Below are 15,445 nucleotides of genomic sequence, written 5' to 3'. Positions count from 1 at the left end.
GCGATCATGGCAGATAATCTGCAATTCGATCTCGTCTCGCCCGAGCGCCGTCTGGCCTCGGTCGAGGCCTCCGAGGTGCAAATCCCCGGTGCCGACGGCGACCTGACGGCGATGGCAGGCCACGCGCCTACCATCACCACCCTGCGTCCGGGCGTTCTGCGCATCGTGCGCAGCGGCGGTACCGACGAATTTGTGGTGCTTGGCGGTTTCGCTGAAATCACGGCAACGTCGGTGTCGGTTCTGGCCGAAAGTGCACTGCCGCGCAGCGAAATGACGCAGGAAGTCTATAACGGGCTGATGGCTGATGCGCAGGCAGAGATGACGAAGGCCAAGGACGTGTTCAAAAACGAACCCGGTCCTGTCGACGACGCAGCAAAGCTGATTGCTGACATGGTGGCCATTGGCACCCATATCGGACTGGACCCAAAGCAGTCGAACTTCGGCTAAACGCTGCAATTCGGTAACAACTAGAAAAAGGCCCCGCTTGTCGGGGCCTTTTTGCTGTATTCAGGCATTCATATCGAAGACTGAGGCAAAATTGATAAACAATCGTTTTTTGGAGTGAATTTCGGATGCGTAAATTCGCAAGCCATACAGTCGGCATCGATCAGGGCGAGCTGGTGCTGTTTTCGGATTTCGAAGACGATGGCGAAATGTGGACCGGCGAAGGGCCGCGCCTGACCCGGCATGCGGTGCAGTTTACGGAACGCTATGATTCCGCGCCGGTTGTGCAGGTGTCGCTGGCGATGTGGGATATTTCCAACAGCGCCAATGCGCGGGCGGATGTTTCGTCTGAAAACATCACCCGCGATGGCTTTGACATCGTATTTCGGACTTGGGGCGACACGCGCGTGGCGCGTGTCCGTGTTTCGTGGGTCAGTGTCGGGGCGATTCCTAGCGACGAGGTCTGGGACCTTTAGCGGCCGTAGACGCCTTCATAGATTGGTTGAAGCGTCTTGTGGTTGAACAGGGACGACACTGAAGTGCCGTTCCATGTGTTCAGAATGGCCTGCGCAAAGATCGGCGCGGTTTTCACAATGCGGATATTAGGGCAGGCGATAGTTTCCGGCTTCGGCATGATCGTGTCGGTAATCACAAGGTTTTTCATGACCGACCTGCTAACGCGTTCAATCGCGGGACCGGACAGCACGCCATGCGTGATATAAGAATGCACCTCGCGAGCACCGTTTTCCATTAGGACTTCGGCGGCCTTGCATAGGGTGCCTGCGGTATCGACAAGGTCGTCAACGATCAGGCAAACGCGATCCTTGACGTCACCGATGACGGTCATTTCCGCGACCTCTCCGGGTTTGCCGCGGCGCTTGTCGACGATGGATAAGGGGGCACCGATGCGCTGCGCCAGATCTCGGGCGCGTGCGACGCCGCCGACATCGGGGGACACGACCATGATATCATCCATCTGGCCTTTGAAGTTGTGCATCACATCCAGCGCCCAGACGGGGCTGGCATAAAGGTTGTCGACGGGGATATCGAAAAAGCCCTGAATCTGGGTCGCGTGCAGGTCCAGTGTCAGGATGCGTTCCACACCCGCTTCGACCAGAATGTTGGCAACCAGTTTGGCGGTAATGGGTGTGCGGGCCTTGCTGCGGCGGTCCTGACGAGCATAGCCGAAATAGGGCATGACGGCGGTAATGCGGGCGGCGGACGACCGGCGTAGCGCGTCAGCGATAATCAGCAGCTCCATCAGATTGTCATTCGTGGGGTTCGATGTGGGCTGGATGATATACATATCTTCGCCGCGCACGTTTTCGAAGACCTCGACAAAGATCTCTCCGTCATTGAACCGTTCGACCCGCGCATCGACCAAAGCGACGTCCATGCCACGGTGCATCGACATGCGGGCCGCAACAGCCTCTGCCAAGGGACGGTTTGCATTGCCAGAGATCAGCTTGGGTTCGTGCAGGTTCGCCATGGGGGGTCCTTATCGCCACATCGCGGAATCGCCCGCGTTGACACCGCCTAGCACACCGCTACGGTTCGGAAAACACTCTCGCTGGAAAGGCTGACGAAAATGGCCCATATCGATTACTACTTCGCAACGATCAGCCCTTATACCTATCTTTGTGGGACGCGTCCGGCAGATATTGCGCAGGCACATGGGGCGACGATCACCTATCGGCCGATCGATCTGATGAACGTCTTTTCCCGCACTGGGGGGCAGCCGCCGGCGGAACGTCACCCGAACCGTCAGGCTTATCGCTTGCAGGACATGCGTCGACGGTCGGCCATGACCGGCCTTGATATGAAGGCAAAGCCGGCGTTTTTTCCGACCAATCCAGCGCCAAGCTCTTACGCCATCATCGCGGCGCAGGCTGCTGGCGGCGGGGACCTTGGCGCCTTGGTGGCCGGCATCACCCGGGCCTGTTGGCTGGAAGATCGCAACATCGCAGAGGATGATGTGATCCGCGACTGCCTGACCGCAGCCGGCTTTGACGCTGCGCTTGCGGACAAAGGGCTGCTTGCAGGGGCAGAGGCCTATCACAGCAACACCGAAGACGCCGTGCGCCTGGGCGTATTCGGTGCGCCGTTCTTTATCACTGACACCGACGAGCGGTTCTGGGGCGAGGATCGTCTGGCCGATCTGGATGCCCATCTGGCTGGCCGCATTTGATGGCAATCGAAGTGCGGGGCGGGCGCGATATCAATGTGCTCCGCCTGGGCGGGGCTGCGGAAAACTTGCTGCTGCACTGCACCCTTGCCCGGTCAGAGGCGCTTGTGCCGCTGGCGCAAACGCTGCCGGGTGGGTCTGTTCTGATGGATTTGCTAGGCCATGGTAAATCGGCTGATTGGGACGGGCAGGGGGATTACCAAAGCGCCAATGCCGCCGCCGCGCTGGGCCTGTGCGATGGACCAACGCATGTCATTGGTCATTCGTTCGGGGCGACGGTCGCGCTGCGATTGGCGCTAGATCATCCGGACCGCGTCAAGCGCCTGACCCTCATCGAGCCGGTCTATTTTGCCCTTGCGACAGATGCGGCCGCACAGGCCGATCACATTGCCCGGTTCACCCCGATCTATGCGGCCTACACCGCCGGGGACCTGCAAGAGGCGGCGCGGCTGTTTCACAGTGATTGGGGCGGCGGGTCTTGGGACGCCATGCCGCCGCATACACAGGCCGGATTTGCGCGGCGGATGCCCCTAATCATGGCGGGCACGCCGTCAATTCAGGATGATATTCACGATGCCGCCGGACGGTTGTCGCAACTGCAGATGCCGGTTTGCCTGATCCGCGGTGAACTTTCGGTGCCGATTGTTCCCGCCATCCATGCCGGAATTTGCGCGGCTGTGCCACAAGCGCGGGATCATGTGGTGCCAAAGGCAGGCCACATGGTCCCCCTGACCCACGTGGCGCAGGTTGCGCAAATTATTGCGTCAGAAGCGTAACGAACCAGTCAATCGCCGCGTGATCGCATGACCAGTCACATACCAGCCGCCCGGTCAGGACTTCATCCCCGGGGCCGCTTTCCGGATCACCCGATGTGACATAGTATTGGGCACCGGCCCCCAGCATGCGCTGATGCACCGCGCGGGGGGCGTCAAAGAACACAAGGTTCGACTGCGACTGATACTGAATCGTGACGTCTTTTGCGCCTTGCAGCCCCGCGATCAGGCGGGCGCAGGCGGCATTGGCCTGTGATGCCATGGTCAGCCATAGATCGTCCGTCAGATAAGCCTCCATCTGGGCAGAGAGGTAGCGGTGCTTGGAAAACAGATGCGCGCCGCGCTTGCGTCGCAGCTCGAATTCCCACGACGCTGCGGGGTCGAAAAAGATGCAAGCCTCGACACCCAGAAGGCCATTTTTGGTACCGCCAAAGCTGACGGCGTCGATGCCCGCCTTCCAAGTCATGTCGGCGGGTGAACAGCCAAGTGACACCAGCGCATTGGTAAAGCGCGCGCCATCAAGGTGGGTCTTGAGCCCGTATTCACGCGCAACAGTGGTCAGCGCCTGTATTTCGGGAACGGTATAGACCGTCCCCTTTTCAGTGGCCTGCGTGATAGACACAGGTCCACGCTGCGGGCCATGCACGCCGCGGGTTTCCTCGCCCAAGATCGACGCGCGCAGGGCGTCCGGGGTCATCTTGGCATCTGTCGCGGGCACCAGGGTCAGCTTGGTGCCACCGGTATAAAACTCTGGCGCGTTGCATTCATCTTCGTGGATATGCGCCATGGGGCTGCAGAAAATGGTTTCCCACGGGTTGGACAGCGTCGCGAGGGTCAGCGCATTTGCAGCAGTGCCCGTAGCGACCAGATGCACTGTAGCCTCTGGTGCCTCGAATATGTCGCGGATCATCTTGCGTACGCGGGTCATTGCCGCATCGGCCCCGTAACCGCTGGCATAGCCGGTATTGGCGTCCATTAATGCCTGAATCACAGAAGGGTGGGCCGGGCCTGCGTTGTCAGAAGTAAAGATCATCTAGGTCGGCTCCTCGATAATGTGGTCTTCCCATTCGTCGTCGTTCACATCGACTTCGGATAGGGTTTGTCCGCGCATGGTGACGCCAGCAGCATGGGGGCTGTCCGGATCGCCCGACAGCAGGGGATGCCAAGGATACAAATCGCGTCCTTCCGCCACGAGGCGATAGGCGCAGGTTTGCGGCAGCCAATACATGTTGTCCGCGATGGTTTTGGGTGTCAGCACGATACATTCCGGCACGAATTTGTGCCGCACTTCATAGCGGGCGCAAAGGCAGGATTCATTATCCAACAAGCGGCAGGCGACACGAGTCAAGGCAACTTCGCCGGTGTCTTCGTCTTCGAGCTTGTTCAGGCAGCATTTCCCGCAGCCATCGCATAGCGCCTCCCATTCGGGGCGCGACAGCTTGGCCATGGGCACGGTTTTCCAAAAGTTCGGGCGTAATCCGCTGCGGTCAATGGCGTCAGACATTGGACAGGATCTGTCGGGCTTTGACGCAGTCGGCGTCCATCTGGTCGATAAGGGCGGGCAGGCCGTCAAACTTCAGCTCTGGCCGCAGGTAATCGACAAGAGCCACGCTAATGTGCTGGCCGTAAAGGTCGCCTTTAAAATCAAAGATAAACGTCTCGCAATTGGGGACTTCACCATTAAACATCGGGCGGACCCCGATACTGGCGGCCCCGTCATAGCGGCCTGCGTGGGGACCTTTGGCGATATCGACGCGCACGGCATAGACGCCGAATTTTGGCGGGTGCAAACCTGTGATGGACATATTTGCAGTGGGATAGCCCAATTCCCGACCACGCTGATCGCCGCGAATGACTTCGCCCACGATGCGGTGCCAGTGGCCCAGCATAGCGGCGGCGTCGCGCGGCTTGCCATCAGTCAGGGCGGTGCGGATCGCAGTCGAACTGACGCGCCCGCCTTTAGTGGCAACCATCGGTGCGACAGTGACACCAAAGCCCATTTCCGCGCCATAGCGCTGCAGGTCAGCCGCATTGCCGGCGCGGTCCTTGCCAAAGCAGAAGTCGGCCCCGATCACGACATGGGCAAGGCCAAGGCGGTCATGGATTACGGTTTGCGCAAATTCACGCGGGGTCAACGCGACAAGGGCGGCATTGAACGGCACCTCGTACAACTTTTCGACGCCTTGCTTGGCCAGCTCGTTCGCGCGCGCCTCTGCGTTCATCAGGCGAAACGGCGGGGCGTCTGGCGCAAAGAACTGGCGCGGATGCGGTTCGAATGTCATTAGGCCAAGCGGCGCGCCAAGTTGCGCCGCAGCACAGCGGGCTGCGTCGATCACGGCGCGATGGCCCAGATGGACGCCGTCAAAATTGCCAATGGCAGCAGCGGCACCGCGGTCGGCAGGATCAAGATAGAGTGTGTCACGAATGATGCGCATGAGGGTTGCGTAGCGCGGTGCGGCACCCGGCGCAAGGTGCGCGCAAGGAAGGGCTGGCTTCAGTCGAACTTGCCCGACGGTGCCAGCACGATGGCTTCGCCTGTCAGCACTTTTTTGCCGTCAACAAGGCAGCGTGTGTCCAACGTGACCTTGCGCTTGGTGTAGTCGATTGCGGTGACTTCAACTTCGGCCGTGACCATGTCGCCGGGGCGGACGGGTGCCAGAAAGCGCAGGGATTGACCAAGATACACCGTGCCATGTCCCGGCAACTGTTCACCGATCACCGCAGAGACAAGGCCCGCCGTCAGCATGCCATGGGCGATGCGGCCTTCAAAGATGGTGTCTTGGGCGTAGGCATCGTCAAGGTGGACTGGATTGCGGTCGGTGCTGACCTGCGCAAACATCTCTATGTCCTCGTCGGTGACGATCTTGCGCAGGGACCGCATCATGCCGATTTCGAGGTTTTCAATCACGATCGTGCCGCGGGGCGAATTGTCGAGCATGGCGCAATCCTTAAAGTTACAAAAGATCCACTATTGCGGATCATTTGTAACTAAATTACGCGGCGGCTGCGAAATGTCAATTGCGCCCTTAGTCAAATGGCGGGCGGCTACCGCAGAAAGCCGATGGCATAGGTCGGGTTGACTTGCTGGGTTTCAAGATAGGATTGCAGCGCCGGCTCAGCAGGGTGCATATCCGTCGTCTGTGTTTCCGCGGCGGCCAGACCGCCGGTGATGAACAGCGAATCAAGCTCTTCTTGTTGGGCGCCGAGGATATCAGTGTGGATGCCGTCACCGATACAAATGATGCGCGTCAGATCCGCGCCGCCATCGAGCTGGGACAGACGGCGACGGGCAAGGTCATAGATCGGTGGATGCGGCTTGCCAAAATACAGGCTTTCGCCGCCCATTTCGGTGTAAAGTTTTGCCAAAGCGCCAGCGCACCATTCCCGGCTTTCGCCGCGATCAACCACGATATCTGGATTTGCACAAAGCAATTTCAAACCGCGCTGCTTGGCCGCCAGAAATTGCGGGCGGTAAACGGAGGGATCGGCATGTGGGTCGGCCGGGCCACAGCAAACGATGCCGTCAGCTTCGTCCAGCGGGACTTGGCTGATGTCGACCGGATCGGCAAGCATGTCCATTGGCTTGAAAAAGCTTTGATCGTGGTCTTCGCCCATGAACCAGACCTTTTGGCCGACAGCCCCCTGGAACATGGCCGCCCGGGCGCTGTCGCCAGATGTCGCGATCGCGTCCCAGCTGTCGTCCGGGATGCCCATGCCCTGAATCTGTTTCTGAACAGATGTCCAGGGGCGGGGGGCATTGGTGACCAGGATCACGCGGCCGCCGGCCTTTCGATAGTCCTGCATCGCCTTGACAGCATCCGGGAAGGCCCTGACGCCGTTGTGCATGCAGCCCCAGAGGTCAACGAAGGCTGCGTCGTATTCGCTGGCTATGTCGAGGAAGCTGTGGACGATCTGAGTCATGGCTTGGCTTTCATGGGGAGGGTGATGCCGGGGGAAGCGTCGGAGCCTCCGGCGAGAGTTTTTCTGGCCAGATGAAGGGCGGCCTGGCGCGCCGATCAAATTGGGAGAGCCGAAGGCAGCTGATGATGCCTTCGGCCGAAGTATTTAAAAGAAAGCCCGGATAGGCTGCAGGCCGCCGCTTATTTTTTGAGGTTGGGGATGATCTGCTTTTTACGGCTCATCACGCCGGGCAGGACGACGGTGTCGCCAGAGGTGTCGGCATCGAAGGATGCCTTGGCGACCTGTTTTGTCAAATCGTTCGGCAGCAGCATGGTGGCTTCTTCACGGATGATATCGACGACGAAAAGCAGGACCTGATCGACGCCGTCTTCGGCTGCGACGGCAGGCATGGCGGCGACGAGCGCATCCTTGCGGTCCAGCACGGCGGCAGGCGAGGTGGTTTCCAGCACGGAGACGCGGAATTTGGTGCCGTCGATTTCGTATTCCTTGGAGTCCATGCGCAGCAGATCGGCATCGGTAAAGGCGCTGACGTCGGATTTTGCGGCGAACATTTCATCGGCATAGGATGCGATGTCGATGCCCAGATCGGCGGCGAGGTCTTCGGCAAGTTTCTGGTCAACCGGGGTCGTTGTCGGCGAACGGAAGGCGAGGGTGTCGGACAGGATGCAGGACAGCATCAGGCCCTTGATGCCGTCGGGCATTTTGATCGCTTTGTCGCCCATCAGCTGATGCATGATGGTGGCGGTACAGGCCAGCGGACGGATCGTGATGTCGATCGGGCCTTTGGTTTTGATGCCGCCAACCAGCAGGTGGTGGTCAATGATTGCCTGTACGTCGGCACCGTTGATATTTTCGGGCAATTCAGCCGGATTGTTGGTATCGACAATGACGCAGGCCTGGCCGTCGGTCACATCGCGCACAATCTCTGGCAGATCGAAGCCCCAGCGCTTGGCGACGAATGCGGCTTCTGTATTGGGTTGGCCCAGCAGGACGGCCTTGGCATCGACGCCTGCGTCCTTCAAGAACCATTCCCAGATCAGGGGGGACCCCGTGGAATCGGTGTCGGGGGATTTGTGGCCGAAGATCAGGGTGGTCATTGTCATTTCGCCTATGCTGATGAATGATTTTGCCGCCTTATAGGGGGGATGACGCGTGCTGTCACGCAAGTCGGGAAGACAATGACCAAACCACGCGAAGCAGATCTTTATCCCGCGATCAAGGCGCATTTGACCCGTCAGGGCTTTGATGTGAAGGGCGAGGTCGGCGCGGCTGATGTTGTGGCGATGAAGGGCGATGATATCGTCGTGGTCGAACTGAAAACTGGGTTCTCTTTGGCGCTGTTCCATCAGGGTATCGCGCGGCAGGCGGTGACGGATCAGGTGTATCTGGCGGTGCCCGCTGGCGGGCAACGCAAGGCCCTGTTGGCGAACGTCGGGCTGGCGCGGCGATTGCGTTTGGGTGTCATGACGGTGCGTCTGCGCGACGGATTCGTCGAGGTAATGGCCGAGCCTGCGCCGTTCACCCCGCGCAAGTCGCCGAAAAAGGCCAAGGCTATTAAGAAAAAGTTCGCTCGGCTGAAGGGGGATCCTAATGCGGGCGGTGCGACGCGCCACGGGCTGGTGACCGGCTACCGGCAAGATGCTGTGGCTTGCGCACGCTTTCTGGCAGTGCATGGCGAATCCACAGGCGCGCGGATCAAAGATTGGGCCGAGGTGCCCGATGCGACGCGAATCATGGCAAACGATCATTATGGCTGGTTCGTGCGTGTGCGGCGGGGCGTCTATGACCTGACGCCTGCGGGTCGCAAGGGGCTTGCGGATTGGGATGACAGCTAAACCTTTCAAGGTGGTTTGCGGTGCCGTTTTCGTGAAGCAGTGCCGGTGTTGTCTACGCGGAATTAAGCATGCCGCGTCATGCCGTAACAGATTGCGATCAACCCGGTTGACAGGTGCGATGTAGGTGCCTAACTAGCGTTCGCTGGCACTCGACTAAGGTGAGTGCTAACGAAATTGAAACGCTTCAAGGAAGGTTCACAAGATGGCATTTAAACCTCTGCACGACCGCGTGCTGGTCCGTCGCATCGAAGGCGAAGACAAGACCAAGGGCGGTCTGATCATCCCTGATTCCGCTAAGGAAAAGCCTGCTGAAGGCGAGATCGTTTCCGTCGGCACCGGCGCCCGCAAGGACAACGGCGAGCTGATCGAGATGGCTGTGAAGGTCGGCGATCGCGTCCTGTTCGGCAAGTGGTCCGGCACCGAGGTCAAGCTTGATGGCGAAGACCTGCTGATCATGAAGGAAAGCGACATCCTCGGCATCATGTAATGCCGGATGCCTTGGCGCAGGGTCGCCTTGGCAATCGCTTTTCCAATCCACTACATATTTTTTAGGAGCACATGAAAATGGCAGCTAAAGACGTCAAATTCGGCACCGACGCCCGCAATCGCATGCTTAAGGGTGTGAACATCCTTGCAGACGCCGTCAAAGTGACACTGGGCCCCAAAGGCCGCAACGTTGTTCTGGACAAGTCCTTTGGCGCACCGCGCATCACCAAGGACGGTGTTTCTGTCGCTAAAGAAATCGAACTGGAAGACAAGTTCGAGAACATGGGCGCACAGATGGTCAAGGAAGTCGCGTCGCGTACCAACGACGAAGCCGGTGACGGCACGACAACAGCGACTGTTCTGGCGCAGGCCATCGTCCGCGAAGGCATGAAGTCCGTCGCCGCCGGCATGAACCCGATGGACCTGAAGCGCGGTATCGACCTGGCAACAGCCAAAGTCGTTGAGGCCATCAAGGCCGCTGCACGTGACGTGACCGACAGCGACGAAGTCGCACAGGTCGGCACCATTTCCGCCAACGGCGAAGCTGAAATCGGTCGTCAGATCGCCGACGCGATGCAGAAGGTCGGCAACGAAGGTGTCATCACCGTCGAAGAAAACAAAGGCCTCGAGACCGAGACCGACGTTGTCGAGGGTATGCAGTTCGACCGCGGTTACCTGTCGCCCTACTTCACCACCAACACCGAAAAGATGACAGCAGAGCTGGATGACGTCATCATCCTGCTGCACGAGAAGAAGCTGTCCTCACTGCAGCCGATGGTTCCCCTGCTGGAATCCGTCATCCAGTCGCAGAAGCCGCTGCTGATCATCTCGGAAGACGTCGAAGGCGAAGCTTTGGCAACACTGGTCGTCAACAAGCTGCGCGGCGGCCTGAAGATTGCTGCTGTCAAGGCACCGGGCTTTGGTGATCGTCGCAAGGCCATGCTGCAGGACATCGCGATCCTGACCGGTGGTCAGGTCATTTCTGAAGATCTGGGCATGAAGCTGGAAAACGTGACCATCGACATGCTGGGTTCTGCCAAGCGCGTGACGATCACGAAGGACACCACCACCATCATCGACGGTGCTGGCGAAAAGGCCGAGATCGAAGCACGGGTCAACCAAATCCGCGGTCAGATCGAAGAGACCTCTTCCGATTACGACAAAGAGAAGTTGCAAGAGCGCGTCGCCAAACTGGCTGGCGGTGTTGCTGTGATCCGCGTCGGCGGCATGTCCGAAGTTGAAGTGAAAGAGCGTAAGGATCGCGTCGATGACGCACTGAACGCAACCCGTGCTGCTGTACAAGAAGGCGTCGTTGTTGGTGGCGGTGTTGCTCTGGTACAGGCCGGCAAGGCGCTTCAGGGTTTGGAAGGTGCGAACTCTGACCAGAACGTTGGTATTGCGATCATCCGCAAGGCACTGGAAGCACCGCTGCGCCAGATCGCCGAAAACTCTGGCGTTGATGGTTCCGTTGTGGCCGGCAAGGTTCGCGAAAGCACTGACGTCACTTTCGGTTTCAACGCTCAGACCGAAGAATATGGCGACATGTTCAAGTTCGGCGTCATCGACCCCGCGAAAGTTGTGCGCACCGCTCTGCAGGACGCAGCATCGGTTGCCGGTCTGCTGATCACCACCGAAGCCATGGTCGCTGACCGTCCGTCCAAAGACGGCGGCAACGCTGGCGGCGACATGGGCGGCATGGGCGGAATGGGCGGCATGGGCGGCATGATGTAATCATCCTTCGGGCCGGTCGGCCTGAATGATGACAGTGGGGTTCCTGAAGCGCTTGCGAATGACGGGCCCCACACATCGCCAACCATCCGTTTTGCAAATGCAAAGCTGATAAAATACGGGCCCGCAGTCTAGCTGCGGGCCCGTATTCCATAAATGGCGCGGCTTATGTGCCTGCGTGCAATCTGCACTGTAATTGCAAAACAATTCCAAGGCTGTTGAAATAGCAGAACTAGGGGCTGAAGGGATGGCGCGCGGCAGCGGCTTGCAATGCATCGGCGGTTGACTTGCTGCGCGCATCGCCGGCAATGACAGTCGTCAACGCCATACGTTTGCTTGCATACATCGCCTGGTCCGCCGCGGTTTCCAGCGCCTGTATGGTGGCACCATTTTCGGGATGGCGCGCAATACCCATAGCGGCTGACAAATGCTGTATGCGGTCGCCTGAAAGTGTGACGCTATGCTGCGCGAGTGTGGTCGCAATCGCCTCCCCGATGTTGCGCAGGATATTTAATGAATCAACATTCAGGGTCAGCAATGCAAATTCATCGCCGCCGATGCGTGCGGCGACATCATGATTGCGCGAATTGTCCCTGATAGCCTGTGCGAGCGTCCGGATGGCCTGATCGCCCGCTTCGTGCCCCAAGGTGTCATTGATGGCTTTCAGGTTGTTCATGTCGATATAGAACAGCGCAAATTTCGTCTTTTGGTCTATCGCATCCTGCAAGGCCCGGTGCAGGCCGCGGGTATTGAGCAAGCCCGTCAAAGGGTCTGTTTCCACCTGCACTGCCAGCAACTGGTTTTCCTGTTCAAGTTGCAGTTTTTGCAAGTGTAGCCTTTTTGCCCGTTGCAGATTGCTGCGATGGGAGGCCGTCATCGTTGCAAAGCCTGATTTGATGCGCAGGGTTTCGACCAATTTGACGGCGATCAGATCGTAGGTTTGGAACGCGCCGCCCAGGCGCCATCCACAGGCGGTCAAGCTTTTGCCAGCTTGGGTTTTCAGGGCAAACCTGACCTGTGCAGTGCTGCCAAAGCATTGAGTCAACTTGCAGGTTTCCTGCGCCGTCTGCGCGGCCCAATCCTGAAACACATCCCCGGCCTGCACGGACAAAGATGTCCGGGCCAAATTGTTTGCCGCGACAATCTGCAGCTTCCGGTCCAGAACGATGCACGGTTCAGAGCTGAAGGACAGCATCGTTTCAAGCAGGCGACGTTTCATAAGTCAGTCGGGAAAGAATTCAGCCCCGGACGTCGGGGTGCTTTCATCGATCTGCAGCGCCACGACCACATGACAATGGCTGTCACCACGGGCGATGGCTTTGTCGATTTTGACATGGGCATAACCGTTGCGGTCAGCGACAACGCGGCCAAAGACGTTTGTCGTCATCATGCAAAGTGATGGACGCCCTATGACCTTGTCGCCAAAGGGGCAGCGCCCGGCGTGCATGACAATCTGGTTGTCGTCCGCCGACACGATGTCCAAAGCTGCCGCCGATCCGCGTTTTCAAGTCTAACAGGATCTGCGCCATTTGCGCCGGTTTGCCGCTTGGTTGGTCAGTGGGGTAAAGGCCGGATATGTCCTTACCAATGTGTCCGCCGACGGTGCTGATGAATCCTTCTGCGTCTTGCAGCCCGACAATCGTTTCAAGTAATTCGGCAAGATCGCCAAGGACGTTCGCGAAAAAATCCGGTTGATTGAGGGATTGTGCCGACCGTGCCGTGGCCAGATTGATTTTCTGTTCGAACATCCAGGCCATCCCATATTTCAACTGTGCAAAGTTTAGGGTGGCAAACATTAAATAGAGATTAATCTGAGAAGCTGACCTTGACGGGCTGGGCATTGCACAAAAAGCGCTTCATGATGGCGGCATGCAGTTTCCCGGCTTTATCCGCCCCGCCAGCCAGAATGATATTCCTGCAATCGACGCTTTGCTGCGCGCAGCTTTCGATGGCGAAAAAGAGGTCGCCCTAGTGCGCGCGCTGCGACGTGATGGCGTCATGCGGGGGGAGCAGGTGATCCCCTTGGAGGATGAAATCATCGGTTATTACGCACTATCTGCATTCAAGGCCCCGGCCGGTTGGCTGTGCCTTGCGCCGGTTGCAATTTCGCCTGCGTGGCAAGGACGGGGGCACGGGCGACGACTTGTGTCGCAGCTTGCGGCATGGGCAGACCAGACGCAGACTGTCATCGCCGTACTGGGCGCGCCCGCCTTTTATGCCAGGGCCGGGTTTGATGCCGGTGCAGCTGCCGCACTGACATCGCCCTATCCGGTTGACCATATGTTGTTGGCCGGGGCAGGGGGCAAAGCCCCGCGGCAAAGGCTGGCTTATCCCGCTGCTTTCGGCGGTTCGTGAAGTCCTAGCGAATAATCGGCTCTAGCGGGTCATAAAGCATGATGCCCGGATCACCCCACGCCGCATGGATCAGCGCGTCAGGTTTGATGCGCAGGTCCCGCGCCTCTTCTTTGTTGACCCAGCGACGGTCCGTAACGATCCCTTCGGGATCGGTCCAGTCAGGGTTCAAGGTCCCCCGCAGGATGCTTGCGTGGAAGTAAATATCGACCTGATGGAAATCACGCTCGACATCGTGGAATTCATTGACGAGCGCGGGCGGGCCTACGGCGATTGTCAGGCCGGTTTCTTCGAACACTTCGCGGATCAGGTTGTCGTGCAGGCTGGCATGGGCCTCTACCCCGCCGCCGGGCGCACACCAAAGGTCGGCACGCCCAGCGTAGGCATTGACCAGCAACAGGCGGCCTTGGTGCAGGATAATGGCGCGAACAGCGATACGGGGCGGGCGTGACATGCGGCCAGCCTGCGCTGCGGCGCAGAATTGTGCAAGCTCTGGGCTGGGGTTTTGAGGGAAGGGTGCTATCTAAGGGTGATGAAGTATATCACCCTGATCTTGCTTGTGATGCTGGCCGCCTGTTCGCGCGGCGGGCCTGTCGTGGCCCAGTCGCGCGAATGTGTTGTGTTGCTGCATGGATTGGCGCGCAGCGAGGTCAGTCTGACGCCGATGCAGATCTACTTGGAGGGTAAGGGCTTTTATGTTGTTAATCGCGGTTATCCATCGACAGAGGACCCGATACAAAAACTGGTCGCTGAAAACGTAGGCCAGGATATTGCATCCTGCGGCGACCGGCGCGTTCATGTGGTGACACATTCCATGGGCGGCATCCTGATCCGGGCCTATCTGGTCAATCACCACCCCGACAATCTGGGCCGGGTCGTCATGCTGGCCCCCCCAAACGAAGGGTCGGATCTGGTTGACGTTTTTGGCACATGGGAGCCGTTCCAGTGGATCAACGGACCGGCGGGACTGCAGCTTGGCACCGCGCCTGACAGCTTTCCAAATGCGCTGCCAGACGCAGAAGGATACGAGCTGGGTATAATCGCAGGGTCGCGTAGCTTGAACCCGGTATATTCGGCTGTGATCGATGGCGGTGACGACGGCAAGGTCAGTGTAGAAAGCACACAGCTTGCGGGTATGCAGGACCATATCGTGTTGCCGGTGACGCATACCTTTATGATGAACAACCCGCTGGTCATGGCGCAGGTGCTGGCATTCTTGCAAAGCGGCCGCTTTGATCGCGGGCTGAGCCTGACCGGAGTAATCTTTGGCGAGGAGTGATGTCAGGTTTTCGTCGAAAACCTGATGCCTCCGGCGGGAGTTTTTCCGGCCAGATGAACGGGGGAGCTGCGGGGCTGCGCAAAGGGCCAAACGCTGATTGCTGGGCCCTTTTGCAGAAATTTGCTTTAGCCTTGCTTTGCTTCGAGGGCTTCAATGCGCGCAGACAGGGCGGCGTTTTCCTCGCGCGCTTTTTGCGCCATTGTGCGCACAGCGTCAAATTCTTCGCGCGTGACCAAGTCGCGGTCTGCCAGCCAGCGATCCAGCATGGATTTCATGGCGTTGTTAGCTTCGTCCTTTGCGCCTTGGGCAACGCCCATGGCATTGGTCATCAGGCTGCTGAGGTCGTCGAAAATCTTGCCCTTGGGTTGCATCGGGTCTCTCCATCCGGTTGCGGGGTAAAACCCCGTGTCCTTTCCTATATGGTGTTGTGATGGCCGGGCTG

Annotated in this window: 21 protein-coding genes; 9 read left to right on the top strand and 12 right to left on the bottom strand. The window is 58.8% G+C overall.

Going from position 1 to position 15,445, the window contains the following annotated elements; genetic code table 11:
• The first annotated feature begins 6 nt into the window (after window positions 1–6).
• Window positions 7–447, top strand: coding sequence for a F0F1 ATP synthase subunit epsilon (locus SJY10_RS14720; protein ID WP_386683969.1), 441 nt, complete (start codon window positions 7–9; stop codon window positions 445–447).
• Window positions 448–572: 125 nt separating this feature from the next.
• Window positions 573–920 (top strand): H-type lectin domain-containing protein, encoded by a 348-nt coding sequence (locus SJY10_RS14715; protein WP_386683967.1) that lies wholly within the window; start codon window positions 573–575, stop codon window positions 918–920.
• On the opposite strand, the gene SJY10_RS14710 is transcribed toward SJY10_RS14715, so the two are convergent.
• Window positions 917–1,933, bottom strand: a complete 1,017-nt coding sequence (locus SJY10_RS14710) for a ribose-phosphate pyrophosphokinase (RefSeq protein WP_386683965.1) — start codon at window positions 1,931–1,933, stop codon at window positions 917–919. The two genes, SJY10_RS14715 and SJY10_RS14710, sit on opposite strands and share 4 nt — an antisense overlap.
• 99 nt (window positions 1,934–2,032) lie before the next feature.
• Between SJY10_RS14710 and SJY10_RS14705 the strand changes: the two genes are divergently transcribed.
• Both SJY10_RS14705 and SJY10_RS14700 read left to right on the top strand, forming a co-directional pair.
• Window positions 2,033–2,632, top strand: a complete 600-nt coding sequence (locus tag SJY10_RS14705; RefSeq protein ID WP_386683963.1) for a 2-hydroxychromene-2-carboxylate isomerase — start codon at window positions 2,033–2,035, stop codon at window positions 2,630–2,632.
• A complete protein-coding gene (locus SJY10_RS14700) occupies window positions 2,632–3,405 on the top strand; it encodes an alpha/beta fold hydrolase (protein ID WP_386683961.1) in 774 nt (257 codons plus the stop codon). Before SJY10_RS14705 ends, SJY10_RS14700 begins: the two co-directional genes overlap by 1 nt.
• On the opposite strand, the gene SJY10_RS14695 is transcribed toward SJY10_RS14700, so the two are convergent.
• The 6 genes from SJY10_RS14695 to SJY10_RS14670 all read right to left on the bottom strand — a co-directional run bounded on the left by SJY10_RS14695 (window position 3,386) and on the right by SJY10_RS14670 (window position 8,420).
• Window positions 3,386–4,435 carry a threonine aldolase family protein gene (locus SJY10_RS14695; protein WP_386683959.1) on the bottom strand — a complete coding sequence of 350 codons (1,050 nt, stop codon included), beginning with the start codon at window positions 4,433–4,435 and terminating at the stop codon, window positions 3,386–3,388. The two genes, SJY10_RS14700 and SJY10_RS14695, sit on opposite strands and share 20 nt — an antisense overlap.
• On the bottom strand, window positions 4,436–4,906 hold the full coding sequence (locus SJY10_RS14690; protein WP_386683957.1) for a YcgN family cysteine cluster protein: 471 nt from the start codon (window positions 4,904–4,906) through the stop codon (window positions 4,436–4,438).
• Window positions 4,899–5,837, bottom strand: a complete 939-nt coding sequence (locus SJY10_RS14685) for a bifunctional riboflavin kinase/FAD synthetase (RefSeq protein WP_386683955.1) — start codon at window positions 5,835–5,837, stop codon at window positions 4,899–4,901. The genes SJY10_RS14690 and SJY10_RS14685 overlap by 8 nt, the downstream gene beginning before the upstream one ends.
• 59 nt (window positions 5,838–5,896) lie before the next feature.
• Window positions 5,897–6,340, bottom strand: coding sequence for a MaoC family dehydratase (locus SJY10_RS14680; protein ID WP_386683953.1), 444 nt, complete (start codon window positions 6,338–6,340; stop codon window positions 5,897–5,899).
• A 107-nt stretch (window positions 6,341–6,447) separates the two neighbouring features.
• Complete coding sequence (locus SJY10_RS14675) at window positions 6,448–7,323, bottom strand: TIGR01459 family HAD-type hydrolase (protein WP_386683951.1); 876 nt, start codon at window positions 7,321–7,323, stop codon at window positions 6,448–6,450.
• A gap of 179 nt (window positions 7,324–7,502) precedes the next feature.
• Window positions 7,503–8,420 carry a manganese-dependent inorganic pyrophosphatase gene (locus SJY10_RS14670; RefSeq protein WP_386683949.1) on the bottom strand — a complete coding sequence of 306 codons (918 nt, stop codon included), beginning with the start codon at window positions 8,418–8,420 and terminating at the stop codon, window positions 7,503–7,505.
• 81 nt (window positions 8,421–8,501) lie between these two features.
• On the opposite strand from SJY10_RS14670, the gene SJY10_RS14665 reads away from it, so the two are divergent.
• The 3 genes from SJY10_RS14665 to groL all read left to right on the top strand — a co-directional run bounded on the left by SJY10_RS14665 (window position 8,502) and on the right by groL (window position 11,375).
• Window positions 8,502–9,158: a DUF2161 domain-containing phosphodiesterase gene (locus SJY10_RS14665; protein WP_386683947.1), complete on the top strand. Its 657-nt coding sequence runs from the start codon at window positions 8,502–8,504 to the stop codon at window positions 9,156–9,158.
• Window positions 9,159–9,360: 202 nt separating this feature from the next.
• Window positions 9,361–9,645 carry a co-chaperone GroES gene (gene groES / locus SJY10_RS14660; protein ID WP_386683945.1) on the top strand — a complete coding sequence of 95 codons (285 nt, stop codon included), beginning with the start codon at window positions 9,361–9,363 and terminating at the stop codon, window positions 9,643–9,645.
• A 77-nt stretch (window positions 9,646–9,722) separates the two neighbouring features.
• Window positions 9,723–11,375, top strand: coding sequence for a chaperonin GroEL (gene groL / locus SJY10_RS14655; RefSeq protein WP_386684717.1), 1,653 nt, complete (start codon window positions 9,723–9,725; stop codon window positions 11,373–11,375).
• Window positions 11,376–11,604: 229 nt separating this feature from the next.
• On the opposite strand, the gene SJY10_RS14650 is transcribed toward groL, so the two are convergent.
• Genes SJY10_RS14650 through SJY10_RS14640 form a run of 3 tightly spaced genes read right to left on the bottom strand, consistent with a single transcriptional unit; the run spans window position 11,605 to window position 13,120 of the window.
• Window positions 11,605–12,591, bottom strand: coding sequence for a GGDEF domain-containing protein (locus SJY10_RS14650; RefSeq protein WP_386683943.1), 987 nt, complete (start codon window positions 12,589–12,591; stop codon window positions 11,605–11,607).
• A gap of 3 nt (window positions 12,592–12,594) precedes the next feature.
• On the bottom strand, window positions 12,595–12,819 hold the full coding sequence (locus SJY10_RS14645) for a methanogen output domain 1-containing protein (protein ID WP_386684715.1): 225 nt from the start codon (window positions 12,817–12,819) through the stop codon (window positions 12,595–12,597).
• The gene (locus SJY10_RS14640) at window positions 12,725–13,120 is read right to left on the bottom strand and encodes a hypothetical protein (protein WP_386684732.1); all 396 of its coding nucleotides are present in this window, start codon (window positions 13,118–13,120) and stop codon (window positions 12,725–12,727) included. The genes SJY10_RS14645 and SJY10_RS14640 overlap by 95 nt, the downstream gene beginning before the upstream one ends.
• Before the next feature lie 121 nt (window positions 13,121–13,241).
• Between SJY10_RS14640 and SJY10_RS14635 the strand changes: the two genes are divergently transcribed.
• Window positions 13,242–13,727 carry a GNAT family N-acetyltransferase gene (locus tag SJY10_RS14635; RefSeq protein ID WP_386683941.1) on the top strand — a complete coding sequence of 162 codons (486 nt, stop codon included), beginning with the start codon at window positions 13,242–13,244 and terminating at the stop codon, window positions 13,725–13,727.
• A gap of 4 nt (window positions 13,728–13,731) precedes the next feature.
• On the opposite strand, the gene SJY10_RS14630 is transcribed toward SJY10_RS14635, so the two are convergent.
• Window positions 13,732–14,178, bottom strand: coding sequence for an NUDIX domain-containing protein (locus SJY10_RS14630; protein ID WP_386683939.1), 447 nt, complete (start codon window positions 14,176–14,178; stop codon window positions 13,732–13,734).
• A 78-nt stretch (window positions 14,179–14,256) separates the two neighbouring features.
• Between SJY10_RS14630 and SJY10_RS14625 the strand changes: the two genes are divergently transcribed.
• A complete protein-coding gene (locus SJY10_RS14625) occupies window positions 14,257–15,003 on the top strand; it encodes an esterase/lipase family protein (RefSeq protein ID WP_386683937.1) in 747 nt (248 codons plus the stop codon).
• Window positions 15,004–15,128: 125 nt separating this feature from the next.
• On the opposite strand, the gene SJY10_RS14620 is transcribed toward SJY10_RS14625, so the two are convergent.
• A complete protein-coding gene (locus tag SJY10_RS14620) occupies window positions 15,129–15,374 on the bottom strand; it encodes an accessory factor UbiK family protein (protein ID WP_386684713.1) in 246 nt (81 codons plus the stop codon).
• Between the last annotated feature and the right edge of the window lie 71 nt (window positions 15,375–15,445).

The sequence above is a fragment of the Loktanella sp. R86503 genome (genome assembly GCF_042466455.1).
Classification (GTDB): Bacteria; Pseudomonadota; Alphaproteobacteria; order Rhodobacterales; family Rhodobacteraceae; genus Loktanella.
The sequence above is the reverse complement of the archived record's forward strand: the minus strand, read 5'-3'. Positions and strand labels throughout refer to the sequence as shown.

Bases quoted from the DNA above. Each gene is read 5' to 3' on its own strand.
- SJY10_RS14635 (WP_386683941.1), top strand. From the start codon at position 13,242: ATGCAGTTTCCCGGCTTTATCCGCCCCGCCAGCCAGAATGATATTCCT.
- SJY10_RS14710 (WP_386683965.1), bottom strand. From the start codon at position 1,933: ATGGCGAACCTGCACGAACCCAAGCTGATCTCTGGCAATGCAAACCGT.
- SJY10_RS14715 (WP_386683967.1), top strand. From the start codon at position 573: ATGCGTAAATTCGCAAGCCATACAGTCGGCATCGATCAGGGCGAGCTG.
- SJY10_RS14620 (WP_386684713.1), bottom strand. From the start codon at position 15,374: ATGCAACCCAAGGGCAAGATTTTCGACGACCTCAGCAGCCTGATGACC.
- SJY10_RS14695 (WP_386683959.1), bottom strand. From the start codon at position 4,435: ATGATCTTTACTTCTGACAACGCAGGCCCGGCCCACCCTTCTGTGATT.
- SJY10_RS14720 (WP_386683969.1), top strand. From the start codon at position 7: ATGGCAGATAATCTGCAATTCGATCTCGTCTCGCCCGAGCGCCGTCTG.
- SJY10_RS14640 (WP_386684732.1), bottom strand. From the start codon at position 13,120: ATGTTCGAACAGAAAATCAATCTGGCCACGGCACGGTCGGCACAATCC.
- SJY10_RS14690 (WP_386683957.1), bottom strand. From the start codon at position 4,906: ATGTCTGACGCCATTGACCGCAGCGGATTACGCCCGAACTTTTGGAAA.
- SJY10_RS14630 (WP_386683939.1), bottom strand. From the start codon at position 14,178: ATGTCACGCCCGCCCCGTATCGCTGTTCGCGCCATTATCCTGCACCAA.
- SJY10_RS14705 (WP_386683963.1), top strand. From the start codon at position 2,033: ATGGCCCATATCGATTACTACTTCGCAACGATCAGCCCTTATACCTAT.
- SJY10_RS14680 (WP_386683953.1), bottom strand. From the start codon at position 6,340: ATGCTCGACAATTCGCCCCGCGGCACGATCGTGATTGAAAACCTCGAA.
- SJY10_RS14675 (WP_386683951.1), bottom strand. From the start codon at position 7,323: ATGACTCAGATCGTCCACAGCTTCCTCGACATAGCCAGCGAATACGAC.
- SJY10_RS14665 (WP_386683947.1), top strand. From the start codon at position 8,502: ATGACCAAACCACGCGAAGCAGATCTTTATCCCGCGATCAAGGCGCAT.
- groES (WP_386683945.1), top strand. From the start codon at position 9,361: ATGGCATTTAAACCTCTGCACGACCGCGTGCTGGTCCGTCGCATCGAA.
- groL (WP_386684717.1), top strand. From the start codon at position 9,723: ATGGCAGCTAAAGACGTCAAATTCGGCACCGACGCCCGCAATCGCATG.
- SJY10_RS14670 (WP_386683949.1), bottom strand. From the start codon at position 8,420: ATGACCACCCTGATCTTCGGCCACAAATCCCCCGACACCGATTCCACG.
- SJY10_RS14650 (WP_386683943.1), bottom strand. From the start codon at position 12,591: ATGAAACGTCGCCTGCTTGAAACGATGCTGTCCTTCAGCTCTGAACCG.
- SJY10_RS14700 (WP_386683961.1), top strand. From the start codon at position 2,632: ATGGCAATCGAAGTGCGGGGCGGGCGCGATATCAATGTGCTCCGCCTG.
- SJY10_RS14645 (WP_386684715.1), bottom strand. From the start codon at position 12,819: ATGCACGCCGGGCGCTGCCCCTTTGGCGACAAGGTCATAGGGCGTCCA.
- SJY10_RS14625 (WP_386683937.1), top strand. From the start codon at position 14,257: ATGAAGTATATCACCCTGATCTTGCTTGTGATGCTGGCCGCCTGTTCG.
- SJY10_RS14685 (WP_386683955.1), bottom strand. From the start codon at position 5,837: ATGCGCATCATTCGTGACACACTCTATCTTGATCCTGCCGACCGCGGT.